This is a genomic window from Dyadobacter sp. CY312, from assembly GCF_021390535.1.
GTDB lineage: Bacteria > Bacteroidota > Bacteroidia > Cytophagales > Spirosomataceae > Dyadobacter.
In genome coordinates this window covers 327,165-343,176 of sequence record NZ_JAJUXG010000005.1, presented here as the reverse complement: position 1 = coordinate 343,176, position 16,012 = coordinate 327,165, and the positions used below count along the sequence as shown (strand labels likewise).

Here is a 16,012-nt window from a genome sequence, read left to right as displayed (position 1 = left end):
ATTACGATGTCTTGATTATTCTTAAAGTATATCATGAACAGACATTACCTGATTGTGGAAGATCTTTTCTTGAAAACTTTTCAAATTGACGTTTAAATCTGCAAGTTTACAATCTTAAAGCATTGAGCACGATGGCAAAGCCTCTATGAACCATTATAAACAAATAAACTCGCCTGTTGGTCTGCTCAAACTGATCGCCTCGGAAGATGGCCTCTCCGCTGTGCTTTGGGAAAATGAGAAGTCTGGTCGCGTGAAAATTGACCCCGGAATGGAAGATATTTCCAATCCCGTTCTGCTCGAAACAGAAAAACAACTTGGCGAATATTTCGAGAAAAAGCGAACGAAATTCGATCTGCCGCTGGACTTTATCGGAACCGAATTTCAGAAAAAAGTATGGGAAACTTTGCTGACAATACCTTTTGGTGAAACCCGTACTTACGGCGATATAGCCAGGCACCTGGGAGATATAAAAGCGGTGCGGGCGGTGGGTGCCGCAAACGGTAAAAACCCGATTTCGATCATTGCGCTCTGTCATAGGGTTATTGGTGTATCCGGCAAGCTCACGGGTTTTGCAGGCGGGTTACCAAACAAAGCCTTTTTGTTAAGATTAGAAAATTCAGGAAGAACGCCAACTTTATGGGATTGAGTCTTCGTGAAAAAGAAATTTGGGGAAAGTGAAATGTGGAAGAACGAACCGAAGGACGTTAAAATGTAAGCAACATTCCAGTGCAGAGTTTGAATAGAACAATTTAAAATTTAACACATGAAAATACCTCTTCTGCTTTTTTCGCTGGTCACATTGAGTGCTTGCGGCGATAAAAAATCTTCCGGCAACACATCGGAAACGCCATCAATTGTTGGCTCCTGGACGCTGGTTGCCAGCAAAATTATTACCAAAGGAGATACGGTGGAAACCTACCCTGTTCCCAATCAGGAAATGATTAAGATGTTCACAGACAAGGATTTTGCATTCTTTAAACATGACATCAATAAAGCCGTAAAGGATTCTGCCGTTTTTAGCGCCGGGAGCGGGACTTACACGTTGGAAGGTAAGAAATATTCGGAACACCTGGCATATTGCAATTACCGGGAATGGGAAAATCACGATTTTCATTTCAACCTCAAACTGAAAAACGATTCTCTGATACAAACCGGTATTGAGAAGATTGACAGCCTGGGAATTGATCAGGAAATTATTGAGATCTATGTCAGAAAGAAGTAAACCGAATCATAATCAGCACAATACTTTACTAAAACCGTCGTGCTCAGCCACAGACAAGTGTATAATATATATAAAAAATGATTCTGCCTTCACTGTTTTGATGGCTGCATATCTTTTGCGATCCTCACCCGCTTCGCGCGCAATTTCATATTTCAGATGCTGATAATAATCCCGGGCAGCAGGATTCGTCCTGAGATAGTCTCTGAATAAAATATGCCTCTGTAACTCGGCGGAATCGTAACGGCACACATACAAATGATGACTGATAAAATCAAGGACGGGATCTTGTGAGCCATGCCTTTTAAACACCTCCCTCCCCTCCACTTCCTGATTACCATTATGATAATAACCACAGGTTTCAAGAGCCAATTTAATAAGCTCAAAATCGGATGACTCATTATAAACAATGTCTATGTCAATAATGGGTTTGGCTGCCAAACCGGGCACGGAAGTACTGCCAATGTGCTCAATATTAAGACAAATATCCCCCAGAACACTTGTAAGTTTCTCCCGGATACTCAGGAAATCGGTAGCCCAGCTGGCACGGTAAGGTCGGATCAAGGTCATTTTTTGAAACGTGTTTTTTTTAATCGCAAAGGATGCACCAGTCTGCAAATTGGCTTTTGTTCTTGTATGCCCAATGGTGGTCACTCCCCGGTTTTTAGCCTTGCGTAAATGTCCACACTGATAAACTCGTTGTTCTTAATTTCGCAATTTATCATGGTACCTTCGTGTCGAAAGCTCATTTTGTTGAGGTAAATTTTACAGTTTTGATTTTCCGATTCTACAAACGCTTCAATTCGATGAAGTCCATGAAATGTGAATGCGTGGTTGAGAACCAACGGCATTGCCTCTTTAAGAATTCCTTTACCCCAAAATTCGGGAAGTAACCAGAATCCAATTTCTGCCTTCCTATGTTCTTTACATAAGTTATTAAACCCGATTCCTCCGTAAAATGTGTTTTTATCTGAAGAACAAACCGCCCACCAAATACCCGTTTCTTTCTTTTCCAAATCAGCAAACCAAACCATCTGTTCTCTGGTTGCTTCCAGGCTATCAAAGCTGACGCCATAATATTTAATCACATCCGGATTAGATAGTCCTGTGTAAACATTTTCAAGATCACCATCAACGAATTGTCTCAGCAATAATCGGTCTGTTTTTATTGTTGGAAAGTTAGCTCTCATTCAGGTGTTGTAGGTATATAATTGTCTATCGTTAATCGCATCCTGAATCATGGCTCCAATAAACACCACTGATTGCAATGCCGTACTAAAAGCAAGTAACGAGCCTGGAATTGCCTCCCTCTCACTTCCACCTAGCCTCCTCAATATCTCCCTTCAGAATTTCATTGATAGAAACCTTTGCTCCTGTCAGCGAATAGATGCTGGTACCAAATTCGCGGGCATACGGCGCTTCAATTTTGCCAATCCGCCTTACCTGCTGAAAAAGCGGCTTTTCTTTATTTCTGTCAGGATCGTCGTCGTCCGCATTTTGTATCAGGATCACATTTACAATCTCCTCATCTAACGGAAACCAATTGATATAATCGGCATTGACTGTCACAGCCCCGATATTCTTAAATTTTGAATAGTAATTAATTGCGCCAGCCTGCCCGTAATTATCGCAAAGTACAAGCGTATGTTTTTTGTCCCCGATTTTCGAATACTCTTCATCGACCTTTTTTGCCAGCTCTTTCCAACCAAGCATATCCGCAAAATCCTGCGGCAGCGTATGGTTTTTACCATCTTCCCAACGCAGCAAACCCAGTTTCATATACGCCTCCGGGTTACGGGCGATCTCATCGGGACTTTTTACAGGAAATGCCACATTGAATATCGGAACAAACAAAATCAGGACAACCAAAACAGACGCAATCCTGAGCCACATCAGTTTCCTGACAAAAAGTGATTCGAGGTACACTGCACCAAATGCCATAAAAATCGGGTAAAGCCCTATCGCGTAGTATCCCTTTGCACGCATAAAAGTGAAAAGCGCCAGCGTGATGAGGAACGACAAAAAAAACATACGATACTTTTTAAAAGGCTCATATGTAAAAAAAGCTGTAAATGCAGTGAGCATAACAAAAAGCGAACTGAAAAAAAATAAAATCTGCTCTTTCAGGAAGTCAGCGCGGTTTACATGCACGAGCTGCGTTTTCGATAGCAGTTTCATGTGGAATAAAACAGGAAAGCCATTCTGATATTGCCATATCAGGTTGGGAAGAATGATCAGCAAGGTAAGCAGGGCAGCGAAATAGAGGTGTTTGTTTAGGAATATCTTTCCTTTTCCTGCCAGCAGAAGCGCGGGAGCAAGGCCCGCCAAAAGGAAAACAACATTGTATTTATTTAAAAAGCCAAAACCAAGTGCTACTGCGGCGATGTACAACCATTTGTTTTGCTCCGTTCTTAGATATTGAAATACGCCATAGTAAATCAGCGTCCAGGCAAGAATGTCAGCCGAGTTGGGCTGGTATAGCATGTTGATCCGTAGCAGAACTGAAAAGGTAATAGCAGTCGCTCCTAAAACAAGTGAAAACAAACCACCACCAAGCGCTTCAATGGTTTTCCAGATTACAGCCATTGTTAGCACGCCGTACAGCGCGGGGAAAAACTTAACCCAGAACTCCGAATTACCCAGTAGAAGAATGATATAAGATGTCCAGGAAGTAAAAGGTGGCACAGACAAATAGCCCCAGGCAAGATGTTTGGCCTGATCAAGATGCAGATATTCGTCCCGCTGTAAATCGTATTCCGGAGAAATGATTATACAATGAAGACCGAATTTGAGGATAATAAAAAACCAGAAAAGCAGCGTTTTTTGTGACAACCTGTTGTTTGTTTTGGGAAAAATGGATCGTATAACCGACTAAAATGATCATAATCTGTCAAACTTCAAAACAAGTTGTTCCCTTACGTCAATTTTCAGCTACATTACCTGATTTTACACGCTGCGACCCTACCTCAAATGCCAGTGCCGATCACAATAGGTTGTCGGTATGATTTTAATATTGCAGAATAGTAATTTCAACCACAAGCTATAATGCCCTGACATGAACAGAACACTGCAAATCTCAAACATTGTTGCACTCATTGTAACCATTATTTTGAATTACCTGTCGAATACAGGCATATTCAACAATAGCACCATGGCGACGGTTTCGGCACAGTACCAAAACCTATTTACGCCTGCCGGTTATGCTTTTTCTATTTGGGGACTTATTTACATCGGTCTCACGAGCTTTATAATTTACCAGAGCAAAGGTTTGTCGAAGCCCTCGGAGGTGCGTCCCATCGTAGGCAGAATCGGCTGGATGTTTGTGCAGTCCTGTATCGCAAACTGTCTATGGATCTTAGCATGGCTTTATGATTATACCGGTCTGTCGGTTATTGTCATGATACTCCTTCTTTCGTCTTTATGTGCCATCATGTTGCGCACCCGCATGGAACTGGACCTGATTCCGTTGAAACAAATTGTTTTTGAATGGTGGCCTTTTGCCATGTACCTGGGCTGGATATGCGTCGCGCTCATTGCCAACGCAGCCGCCTACCTTACCAAGATACAATGGAGCGGATTCGGACTGTCGGACGTTACCTGGACAATCATCATGGTACTTGCTGCGGTGGTTGTTAACCTGCTGCTGACCTGGATACGTAATCTGCGCGAATCCGCTGTTGTGGGTGCATGGGCATTGGCGGCGGTAGCTGTCGCAAACCACCAGGAAAATGAAATGATCTACTATACAGCCCTTGCCTCCGCTGCAATTTTGTTAATCAGCTGCGGGATTCACGGTTTTCAGAATCGGGGAAGACATTTTTTGTAAGGGACTTACAGGTTACAAAGAGTGTAATAAGAGAGCCACGGAGATCATATTGCCACGGATACACAGATTTTGCACGGATTTAGTTTACCTATCAATCTAAGCAAGTTCGTGACTTCGTGGCATCTTTTGTATTCAGCTTTCTTATTACGGAGTTGTCCAGAATGTGATAAGAGCGCCACGGATGCACAGATTTTGCACGGATGGCATTGAGAATATTATCCAGTTTTTTTGTGAATTGGCGGCAATTTCTGTCTCGCGAACTACATCTCTGTGTAACTCCGTGGCCCTCTGTGTTACCTCAACACCCCGACGAACGGCTCCAACACCGTACAATCGCTGACCAATACCTTTCTCCGAGGGATGAATGGCTCAATTGCCTTTAAAAAGCTCAGAAACCGCCTTAATCCTTTTACAAGACGTCTTGATCACCTGTTCGCAGCGATTGATCATAACAAATTTCCAGGTCCGTTTTCATCCTGCACCTTTGTCATGTCCTCTGAGACACGGTATCAATCACAAAATTTATAATCAAACAATATATGAAAACGACCATCAAATTATTCGCCATCGCAGTCTTCGTTTCCGCATTTTTTAGCTGTGAACAACCCGCAGAAATTGCGCCAGTGGATGTACAGATTGTCAACACCAATACGCACACAACAGACCCACGTGTACCAGAGGTTGCTAATCAGGAAATCAAAACAAACCAGCCTCAGATTCAATAATCATTCATACCAGTCATTCACATCACATCCAACTTTTCACTTCCCAATATTATGAAAACGATCATCAAGTTCTTCGCTATCGCAGTTTTCGTTTCCGCATTTTTCAGCTGTGAACAACCCGCTGAAATTGCACCAGCTGATGCCAACAATGAGATACACATTACCGCTCCCACAGAAAGTGCCAAGCCAGCTACGGCTGTTGTGGAGAATCAGCACATATAGTATGTTGTCAGCTAATTTTGAAAATACCAGCACCGATTTGATATGAGGCTACCCACAAAAAAGCGGCCGATGAAGAAGCTTTTTTCACCTCCTTCACCGACCGTTTAGTATTATCTAACCGAAAGTGCTAACTCACAATTTCAGTCCGATCGTCGCACGCAACACGTTGTTTTTCATGTCGTTGTTTTTGAGATAAGAACTCATTCCCCACTCGTGAGAAAGATCCAGGGTAATCAGTCCGAACTCAAGACCAACGCCTGCTGCCAGTCCGTAAGAGAATTCCTCGATGTTGTCTTTATCAAACCGTGCTGAGTTGTCGTTGTCCACCGCAATCACATAGTTACCGGTAGCTCCGCCTTTGATATTGAATTTGAAAAATCCGCTATTCGCTTTGGTAAGATAAAGTCCCAGCATCACCGGTACTTTCAAAGAGTGTATTCTCGGGCCGTCTAACAGAGGAGCAGACGAAAGGCTGTCTTCACTGGTGAATCTCAATGATGAATTGAAATAATGAACACCCGGCTGAACAAAAAACCTTCTTGTATGCATTCTGAAATCCAGACCCGCGTTCCAACCCGTTCTGCCTTCTGCTTCTCCGGCTGAGAAGTCAGCGTTGAAATCAGATGCATGCACACCCACCAGCGGTATCACCCACAGTCCGGACTTACGCGCAGGCTTTTCTCCAAAGCGTTCTTTAAAAGTCATGCGGTTTTCACGGTGTTGTAAATCTTCCTCTCTCCGGGCAATGTCCTCTTCCCGGGGTTCATAGGAGTATTCTCTCCGGGTATTTCTTTGCTTTTTCCAGGCAAGATATTCCTCATAGTCCCGGTTATCTGTGGTTGGCTGCGCTACGCCTGCATTATTTTTCGGAGCCGGCTGCGCAGGTCTGTCGTAATCCGATGGTATAATGATGTTGTTGATGATGATCGACGGCTGTCCCGCCTGCTGTGGATAGTTCTTGTAGGTAGATTCCACCACTCTTTCCGTAATTGTTCTGATGTTACCATTCGGATCAGCATTTCCTAACCTTACCGGGTTGTCAATTTGCACGGGCTGACTTCCCGCAGCTACCGGCTGCCCGGGATTTTCCACCGGAACAGGTACCGGAGTTACAGCAGCATTAGGGTCCGCCATTGTGCCTGACGAGGTTACAGATGCAGGCTGCACAGCTGCCTGTGAGGTCACCGATGCCACACCGCTCAACTTGGTTTCTTCCTCGCTGATCTGCTTTTGAAGGGATGAAATATCTGCGCGTAACTTTTCCTGTGATTCAGCCGTCTTCCGGGCGGCTTTGGCATCACGCTCCGCTTTTCTGGCGGCGGATTTAGCCTGGTTAGCCAGTTTTTTATCCTGCGCGTTGTTGCTCAGTCTCGCAGCTGCCTGCTGATTTTCAAGAGCAGATATTCTGGCCTTCTCCCCTGCTTCCTTCGTCTGTTTGTCTTTTTCCTGGTATTCGTTTTCGAGCTTAGCCAATTCCAGTTTCCTGTCGTTCAGTGATTTGCTAAGTTCAATGGTCTCTTTTTGCTGATGAAGCGCTTGTATAGAATCCTTTGTCACGGCCTGTGCCGAAAGCTCCTGGGACAGCGTCATAACCCCGAGCGTCGCGATTAAAAATTGAATTTTCATATTTATTTTTAGTTTGTTTTACGCCTCGGCACTAAATTATCATGCCATCAGGGCACAAACCGCGTCAGATCCGGATCGCTGTCTTCCACATAGTTCCAGTGTGCCACATCACTTTTTTCATATATCAATTTAGTTTCCACAGGCGTCTCTTCCTCTGCTATTTCCACAAAAGCCAGCACATCCATTTTGTACATTCCTTTCCGAGTCACCCCATGTTTATCTGTGAATATTACAAACCTGTCCGGTTCCGGGTCTTTCAGATTTTCCATAGTCAGAATCAATTATTTTTTGTTGAAATAATAAAATACGCGTGAAATTTGTAACCACATCTGTATTAATGTACTATAAAAAATCGTTCCGCTTCACACCTGAAATAGTCTAAGGATGCAATAACAAATTCTACACACCATTAAAATGTATTTGAATCATCCAAAAGAATAATCCTATTTTACACTTTATCTATATATCGAATAAATTCCACAGATAATTCTGTTAAGTGTCATTTTTTTTACCTTAAATTTGCTCAACATTACTCAACTCAAAATTCCGGTTCCGACTTCGCTGGTTTTACCCTCGCCACGATCCAATGTTAACCGAATACTTATGCTCAACTGGCTGTTCGATAAGAAGAAGAATAAAGAAGTAAATCTTTCCCACATCGGAATAGATCTACACTCCCATATTATACCCGGCATTGACGACGGCGTTGAAACCATAGAGCAGTCTGTGGAAATGCTTGCTAAAATGCAAAATCTCGGTTTCCAAAAAGCCGTCACTACTCCCCATGTCATGTGGGATTGTTACAAAAATACACCTGATACGATTTTACATGGGCTGGCTGATGTACGCCTGGCCGCAAAAAATGCAGGACTTCATATCGAAGTTGATGCGGCAGCGGAATATTTCATCGATGAACATTTTGTAGAGATGCTTTCGAATGGTGGGCAAATACTGACGCTACCCGGTAACAGGGTGCTTGTTGAGCTCCCCTATTCCACGCCGCTCATGAATACTTCCGAAACCCTTTTTTACATCATCGAAAAAGGTTACCGGCCCGTGCTCGCCCACCCGGAGCGCTACACCTACTTTTATTCTGATCCGTCAATCTATAAGAAACTGTGCGACCAGGGATGCGAACTACAGGTTAATATTCTCTCCCTTGGGAACTACTACGGAGAAAACGTTCACAAAATGGCGATCACCCTGCTCAAACAAGGACTGATAACTTTCCTGGGCACCGACGCACACAGAAAACAGCATTTGGATTTAATTGATAAATGCGACAAAAGCGGATGGCTGGATAAGTACCCTTTCCAAAATGAAAAACTTTTGTCAGAATAGTATATGTATTTAGAATATATTCTACATTTGTAATTGCATTTAAATAAATATGTCTACGCGAGGAGTTGAAGGAAAATGACTAACACATCAACTGCCCTACGACAAAGTGCTTAAAAAAGAAGAAACAAGCGCTAATATTCAAGTAGTTATGAAGTACACAATACGAAAAAAATAAGGCATTGCCCCTCAACCAACGTTATTTTATGAAACATTTATTCCGTTCTGTGCTAAAATTCACTTCATTCGCCTGCCTCATCGGGCTCTTCGCCCTGGGACTCACCACATCCTGTGTATCCCCAAAAACAATTGTATATTTCCAAGGAGATTCTGCACGTTATAGTTCTCAGGAAATTACTCAGAAATATGTTCCGCTCATCCAGCCCAATGACATCCTTTCTATTGTAGTAGGAAGTTTGAATGCCGAAGCTAATGAAGTTTTTAACACACCAAACTTGTTTACCACTGCCAGTACTAACTATTCAGCTAGTGGTGGCGGCGCCAGAGTTCAGCCTCTCGGATATTTGGTAGATATGGACGGGACCATTGAGGTTCCGCTTGTTGGAAAAATAAAAATAGGAGGACTCCGTACCACAGACGCAGCGGACACGATACGTATTCGTTTGATGAGCTATCTGAAAGAACCCAGTGTGATAGTTCGTAACCTCAACTTTAAGGTATCTGTTTTAGGTGAAGTAAAAATGCCTGCAGTGTACGTAATTCCCGATGAAAAAATCACTTTGCCTCAGGTATTAAGTCTCGCAGGGGATTTGACCATCTATGGAAATCGTAGTAACGTCATGATTATCCGTGAGGAGAACGGTAAACGTGAATATGCGCGCCTGGATCTTACATCCCGCGAAATATTTGATTCTCCTTATTATTACCTGCATAAAAACGATGTCATTTACATAGAGCCAGTTAAATCGAAAATGCTCGATACTGACAGTCGTGTACGCACTGTACCGCTGATTGTAACTATTGTGGGCGGGATCAGTACGCTTGGGATTCTTATCCTGAACCTTACCCGATAAAACCGGTACTCCAAAAAATCTTGACTATGGCCCATAACAGAAACACCGATATGAATCAGGAGTTCTTCGAGGAAGACGAACAGGAATTTGACCTCAATTCCTACATACGCCGCTATTTCCGATATTGGTACTTGTTCCCCATTTTCCTTGCAATAACCATCACGGCTGCGTTCTTTTATTTAAAGATCACACAACCCATATATAGCACAAGAACAACCATCCTCATTAAGGATGAGAAAAAGGGACTTGGAGGAGCGCAGGGAGATATTTTATCAGAGCTCAGCACCCAGTTCGGAGGCAATAAATTGGTAGAAAATGAGCTTGAAATCATCAAATCTCAAACGCTGATGGAACAGATAATTAAGGACCTGAGCCTGGATGTATCCTATTCCTCCAAAGAGGGACTCAGGACTATCAATCTTTACAGCGTGTCCCCGCTAACTGTGAAGCCTGAGGTAATTACAGAATATGGCCTTAAGGAGCCTATGCTCATTCACATCGTCGACAGTGCTCATTTTCGCTTTGGCAAAGAAGATCAATTGTTCACTTTTGGACAGCGGTTCAACAATCAGTGGGGTGCTTTCGTCGTGGAGAAAGGAGCGAAATCGGAATTTGAGGATATCGAAATAGACTTCGCTGACCCCAAAAGCCTTGCGGAATCCATGTTAGAGAAACTCACCGTTCAGCAACCTAACGTTAAAAGTACCGTACTCGAGCTCACCTATGAAGATGAGAACGTGCAGCGGTCCAAGGATGTATTGAACAAACTGCTTGATGTATATGTACAATCATCTCTTGATGATAAAAACGGTGAAGCAAGCAACACACTCAAATTTATTGAGAACCGTCTGGGGCTAATAACAGGCGAATTAGGAGATGTTGAAAAGGATGTGGAATCCTACAAAACCAATCAGGGAATCACAGATATCAGTGCTGAATCACAGCTGTTTCTTGAAAACATCAAAGAAAATGACAGCAAGCTGAACGAGGTAAATACCAAAATAAGCATTCTCGAAAGCGTTGATAATTTCGTACAGAACGCCGACGCTGGGGCCGTGGCTCCGGCGACTTACATGATCGACGATCCCGTATTGGTATCATTACTCACGAAATTCAATGAGCTTGAATTGCAGCGGGAACGTTATGCCCGCACCACTACGGATAAAAACCCTTTACTGGAAACCATCAACACCCAACTGAATGGTACCCGTCAAGCGATTAAGGAAAACGTTCAGAACCTCAAACGTGGGATGGCTGTCACCAAAAAGAACCTGGAAAGCATCAATACCCGCTTCTCCACCGGTTTGCGCAGCATTCCAAAAAAAGAACGTGAGTATGTAGGCATCAAACGTCAACAGTCCATCAAGGAAGAATTGTACCTCTATCTTTTGCAAAAAAGAGAGGAAACTGCACTTGCTTATGCATCAACCGTGACGGACAGCCGGTTAATTGATGCTCCGATCACGACTTTTAATCCAATCAAACCAAAAAAATCCCTGATCTGGTTGGGATCAGGAGCTGCTGGTATCATCATTCCGATTTTACTGATCAACCTGATCTTTATGCTGAACAATACAGTTCAGTCGCGGGAAGAAATTGAGAAACGAACCAGTTCGTCAGTATTGGGCGAAATCGGACTGATGAAAACCGTCAAAGGTGAACCTGCTTCTGAATCCATTATTAAAATGACCAGCCGTAGTGCCGTTGCGGAGCAATTCCGGGCTCTACGAACCAACTTGCAATACCTGGGCGATGGTACCTGCCGCACCATCATGTTTACGTCAAGCATCGGTGGAGAAGGTAAAAGTTTTATCAGTATCAACCTGGCAGCGAGTCTGGCCTTTTCTGACAAGAGAGTAATTTTGCTGGGTATGGATTTACGCAAACCTTCCCTGCATGAACGTCTGGAACTATCAAATAAAAAAGGTGTCTCCAATTACATGGTGGGGCAAACCAACCTGGATGATCTGATTCATAGTACGGGTGTGCATCCAAAATTTGATGTGATGGTAAGCGGTCCGCTGCCTCCTAATCCTTCGGAATTGTTGGGCAATGGCCGGCTGACGCAGCTGCTTGCTGAACTTAAAGAAAGATACGATTACATTCTGATCGACTCTCCTCCTTATGGTCTGGTGACCGATGCGGCCCTGATCGCCGAACACGTGGACGCCACACTTTATGTCGTAAGATACAACTACACCATTTTGGATCACCTCAACCGCATTGGTGAGTTGCGCCGCACCAAACGTTTTGCCAATCTCACCGTTATTTTCAATGGTGTAAACTATGGCGCAGGGTATGGATATGGATATGGATATGGCGGCTACGGTTATGGATATTACACGGACGACAAAAAACCAAAAGGAATGGAGTTTGGACATAAGTTAAAAAAGCTCGTTAGCAAAGGCTGAGAAGAAGGGGTTAGTGCAAGGTTATGAGTTCTGATATGTAGAAATATTTCATTGATATACTTAAAAAGGCTTTAATAGGACATTTCAAATTTTGTAGAATAATTTTTGGAATAAACTAAAAATAATATTATTTTCGAAAGTGTTTTATACAGATAATCAATCGACTAGCTAATAACCATCTTTGTTTATTCTTATTTAACATCCCGATTTACCCTTTACTCAACGTTATGACTATGAAATTCAACCAGCCTTTCTCTAAACGCACCCTAAACTACGGTGCGTCCAGTTTAATTACACGGAGATTCACAGAGCAATAAAGAGTTTCACAGAGTTTGATTTCTCTGTAAAACTCCCTTATGACTCGGTGGTTCTCTGTGTAACCTAAGCAAACAAACACCACAAATAATTAACCTATGAAAATTGCTGTTATTGGAACCGGCTATGTTGGTCTTGTTACGGGCACCTGTTTTGCAGAAACCGGCAACCAGGTAACCTGTGTCGATATCGACGCCAATAAGGTAGCCCGCCTGCAAAAAGGTGAAATACCCATTTACGAACCTGGACTGGATGTACTGTTCGACCGAAACATCGCCGAAGACCGCCTCAAGTTTACCACCAATCTGGTAGAAGGTATTCAGGATGCCGAGGTTATTTTCCTGGCTCTCCCTACCCCTCCTGGTGAAGACGGATCTGCTGACTTAAAATATATACTGGGTGTTGCCAACGACCTGGGACCGATTCTGCAAAATTATGCGGTGATCATCGACAAGAGTACGGTACCGGTAGGTACTGCCGAAAAAGTACATGCTGCCATTGCAGCCAATGCAACGGTTGATTTTGACGTCGTTTCCAATCCTGAATTCCTTCGCGAAGGAGTTGCTGTGGAAGACTTTATGAAACCTGATCGCGTAGTTGTTGGAACCACCTCCGACCGAGCTAAAAAGGTAATGGAAAAGCTCTACGCGCCACTGGTACGCCAGGGTAATCCGGTTATTTTCATGGATGAACGTTCTGCTGAAATGACCAAATATGCCGCCAACTCATTCCTTGCACTCAAAATCACATTTATGAATGAGATCGCCAATCTTTGCGAAAAGGTTGGTGCCAATGTGGACGACATTCGCCGTGGCATCGGAACCGACAGCCGCATTGGCAAACGTTTCCTTTTTGCAGGGATCGGATATGGCGGAAGTTGTTTTCCAAAAGATGTGCAGGCGCTAGCCAAAACCTCTGCAGACTACGGATATGATTTCCGTACACTTCGCTCCGTGATGGCAGTGAACGACGATCAGAAGAAAAAACTTTTGCCCGTAGTAAGCGACTATTTTGAAGGAGATCTGAAAGGCAAAACCATCGCCGTATGGGGACTGGCTTTCAAACCATATACTGATGACATCCGCGAAGCCCCGGCCCTGGAAAATATCAAGGCGTTGCTGGACGCAGGTGCCAATGTGACCGTTTATGATCCGGAAGCGATGGACAATGTAAAGAAACTCATTCCGGGCATCACCTATTGTCACACAGCCTATGCCGCTCTGGACGATGCAGATGCACTCATGATCTTTACAGAATGGCCACAGTTCCGCACGCCCGACTTTGAAAAAATGAGCAAACTGCTGAAAGAAAAAGTAATCTTCGACGGCAGAAACCTATACGAACTAGACACCATGCGCGAACATGGGTTTACGTATTACAGTATTGGAAGAGAAGTGGTTAATGGAGTGAGTCAATTGGCTTAGAAAAGGTTCAGACAAAGCAATGTAAGGTTAGCAAAGCTACAAGAACAATGTCAGTCTGAGTTTCGATGCGACGAAGAGAAATAAAAAGTTTCACGCAAAGCAATGTAAGATAGCAAAGCTCGCAGAAGAACAATGTCTGTCCGAGTTTCGATGCGACGAAGAGAAATAAAAAGTTTCACGCAAAGCAATGTAAGATTAGCAAAGCTCGCAGAAGAACAATGTCAGTCTGAGCGGAGTCGAAGACAGTTTCCAAGTACAGCGTCAACAAAAAAACTTTGCGCCATTGCGCTTAACCTTTGCGCCCTTTGCGTGAAACATTAACCTTAATACTGAAATTTTACTCAACGTTATATATAAAAAGCCAACGGCCAAAAGCCAATTGCTGACAGCTTATGAAGATCATTCACGTCATACTATCCGGGGGAGTTGGCAGCCGTTTGTGGCCTGTTTCCAGGAAATCGATGCCGAAGCAGTACATTCCGATGTTTGGGGATAAATCGCTTTTTCAGCTCACCGCGGAACGCAGCAAAAGTTTGGTAGACAGCACACTAGTTGTAGGCAACAAAGACAATTACCTGCTTTCCCAGGCAGATATGCACCGTGCAGGTGTGAGAACATTCACCGAGATCATCGAAGCAGCTCCTCGCAACACGGCAGCCGCCATTGCCTTTGCAGCGTTGGCAGCTCAGCCGGACGATGTGTTACTTGTGACCCCGTCCGACCACATCATTACGGACGAAGTTGCCTACGCGGAAGCTTTGCAGGAAGCCATCGATCTGGCCAAGGAAGGCTACCTGGTCACTTTTGGTATTACGCCTACAAAACCAGAAACCGGTTATGGCTACATCGAATACAACGGAAATGAAGTGATCTCCTTTCGGGAGAAGCCGGATGCTGTAACAGCTGAAAGTTTCCTGCATTCGGGAAACTTCCTTTGGAACAGCGGTATGTTCTGCTTTCAGGCGGGTACTTTTCTCGAAGAGCTTCGTGCATTTGAGCCGGAGATCCTCGCAAAATCTCAAACCTGCTACGAATGTAGAACTGACAGCTTTTTACCGGAAACAGAAACCGCCCAAATTCCATCTAAAAGCATTGATTACGCCGTGATGGAACGTTCCGAAAAGATCAAAGTCGTGCAGACACGTTTCGGCTGGTCGGATCTGGGGTCTTTTGAATCCATTTGGGAGCATTGGGAAGGACAAGGTGAAGACCACCATTTTCAGAACAACAACTGCGTGGTAGGTTCCAAAAAACATGTGGAGTTTCTGGGTGTAGACAACCTTGTACTCGTAGAAACCGAAGACGCCATCCTTGTTCTGTCCAAAAACAACAGCCAGGATGTGAAGAAAATATACGAAAGACTGGAAAAAGAAAAGCCGGAATTGGTGAATTGAGTGCCGAGGGAGTTAACCACGGAGTTAGAGGAGTTTAACGCAGAGTTGCACAGAGAAAAAATTAAAAAAACGAGTGTCAGTCTGAGCGGAACGGTCCGCCGCTGCGATGGTCCGCCACTGCCGTCGAAGACAGTTTACAAGCATACTACAAAGAAAGGTTCACGCAAAGCAATGTAAGATTAACAAAGCTCGCAAAGGTACAAGGACAATGTCACCCTGAGCGGACGGGACCGCCACTGCGATGGTCCGCCACTGCCGTCGAAGACAGTTTACAAGCAATACTGCAAACGACATTTCGACGGAGCTCAATGTGACAACGACATGAAAAAGAACAATGTCAGTCTGAGCTTGCGGTCCGCCGCTGCGGTGGTCCGCCACTGCGGTCGAAGACAGTTTACAAGTAGCATTACAAGCAACACCTGATGCAGGTGTATTAAACACAGAGTTAAAGGAGTTTAATACAGAGTTGCACAGAGAA

15 protein-coding genes are annotated in these 16,012 nt (G+C 43.9%); 10 read left to right on the top strand and 5 right to left on the bottom strand.

Annotated features, from left to right (window positions below; translation table 11 throughout):
* Positions 1-145 precede the first annotated feature (145 nt).
* Both LZG71_RS09050 and LZG71_RS09045 read left to right on the top strand, forming a co-directional pair.
* Positions 146-646 (top strand): methylated-DNA--[protein]-cysteine S-methyltransferase, encoded by a 501-nt coding sequence (locus LZG71_RS09050; protein WP_233819231.1) that lies wholly within the window; start codon positions 146-148, stop codon positions 644-646.
* Positions 647-763: 117 nt separating this feature from the next.
* Positions 764-1,222, top strand: coding sequence for a hypothetical protein (locus LZG71_RS09045; RefSeq protein WP_233819229.1), 459 nt, complete (start codon positions 764-766; stop codon positions 1,220-1,222).
* 12 nt (positions 1,223-1,234) lie between these two features.
* Here LZG71_RS09045 and LZG71_RS09040 read toward each other — a convergent pair whose 3' ends face one another.
* The 3 genes from LZG71_RS09040 to LZG71_RS09030 form a co-directional block, all read right to left on the bottom strand.
* Positions 1,235-1,789, bottom strand: coding sequence for a GrpB family protein (locus tag LZG71_RS09040; RefSeq protein ID WP_233819227.1), 555 nt, complete (start codon positions 1,787-1,789; stop codon positions 1,235-1,237).
* Between the two features lie 80 nt (positions 1,790-1,869).
* A complete protein-coding gene (locus LZG71_RS09035) occupies positions 1,870-2,409 on the bottom strand; it encodes a GNAT family N-acetyltransferase (protein ID WP_233819225.1) in 540 nt (179 codons plus the stop codon).
* Between the two features lie 121 nt (positions 2,410-2,530).
* On the bottom strand, positions 2,531-4,051 hold the full coding sequence (locus LZG71_RS09030) for a glycosyltransferase family 39 protein (RefSeq protein WP_233819223.1): 1,521 nt from the start codon (positions 4,049-4,051) through the stop codon (positions 2,531-2,533).
* A gap of 223 nt (positions 4,052-4,274) precedes the next feature.
* On the opposite strand from LZG71_RS09030, the gene LZG71_RS09025 reads away from it, so the two are divergent.
* From LZG71_RS09025 to LZG71_RS09015, 3 genes are all read left to right on the top strand, one after another.
* Complete coding sequence (locus LZG71_RS09025) at positions 4,275-5,045, top strand: tryptophan-rich sensory protein (RefSeq protein ID WP_233819221.1); 771 nt, start codon at positions 4,275-4,277, stop codon at positions 5,043-5,045.
* A gap of 539 nt (positions 5,046-5,584) precedes the next feature.
* On the top strand, positions 5,585-5,770 hold the full coding sequence (locus LZG71_RS09020; RefSeq protein WP_233819219.1) for a hypothetical protein: 186 nt from the start codon (positions 5,585-5,587) through the stop codon (positions 5,768-5,770).
* Between the two features lie 51 nt (positions 5,771-5,821).
* Positions 5,822-5,992 carry a hypothetical protein gene (locus LZG71_RS09015; RefSeq protein ID WP_233819217.1) on the top strand — a complete coding sequence of 57 codons (171 nt, stop codon included), beginning with the start codon at positions 5,822-5,824 and terminating at the stop codon, positions 5,990-5,992.
* A gap of 132 nt (positions 5,993-6,124) precedes the next feature.
* Here the strand turns inward: LZG71_RS09015 and LZG71_RS09010 are convergent, their stop codons facing one another.
* Both LZG71_RS09010 and LZG71_RS09005 read right to left on the bottom strand, forming a co-directional pair.
* A complete protein-coding gene (locus LZG71_RS09010; protein ID WP_233819215.1) occupies positions 6,125-7,618 on the bottom strand; it encodes a porin family protein in 1,494 nt (497 codons plus the stop codon).
* Between the two features lie 47 nt (positions 7,619-7,665).
* Entirely contained in the window at positions 7,666-7,887 is a 222-nt protein-coding gene (locus LZG71_RS09005) for a hypothetical protein (protein ID WP_233819213.1), read from the bottom strand.
* 334 nt (positions 7,888-8,221) lie between these two features.
* Here LZG71_RS09005 and LZG71_RS09000 point away from each other — a divergent pair, with 334 nt between their 5' ends.
* From LZG71_RS09000 to LZG71_RS08980, 5 genes are all read left to right on the top strand, one after another.
* On the top strand, positions 8,222-8,959 hold the full coding sequence (locus LZG71_RS09000) for a tyrosine-protein phosphatase (protein WP_233819211.1): 738 nt from the start codon (positions 8,222-8,224) through the stop codon (positions 8,957-8,959).
* Positions 8,960-9,162: 203 nt separating this feature from the next.
* Positions 9,163-9,990, top strand: a complete 828-nt coding sequence (locus LZG71_RS08995; RefSeq protein WP_233819209.1) for a polysaccharide biosynthesis/export family protein — start codon at positions 9,163-9,165, stop codon at positions 9,988-9,990.
* Between the two features lie 26 nt (positions 9,991-10,016).
* Complete coding sequence (locus tag LZG71_RS08990) at positions 10,017-12,401, top strand: polysaccharide biosynthesis tyrosine autokinase (protein WP_233819207.1); 2,385 nt, start codon at positions 10,017-10,019, stop codon at positions 12,399-12,401.
* Positions 12,402-12,814: 413 nt separating this feature from the next.
* Positions 12,815-14,140 (top strand): UDP-glucose/GDP-mannose dehydrogenase family protein, encoded by a 1,326-nt coding sequence (locus LZG71_RS08985; RefSeq protein ID WP_233819205.1) that lies wholly within the window; start codon positions 12,815-12,817, stop codon positions 14,138-14,140.
* Between the two features lie 392 nt (positions 14,141-14,532).
* On the top strand, positions 14,533-15,534 hold the full coding sequence (locus LZG71_RS08980; protein ID WP_233819203.1) for a mannose-1-phosphate guanylyltransferase: 1,002 nt from the start codon (positions 14,533-14,535) through the stop codon (positions 15,532-15,534).
* Positions 15,535-16,012: the final 478 nt, after the last annotated feature.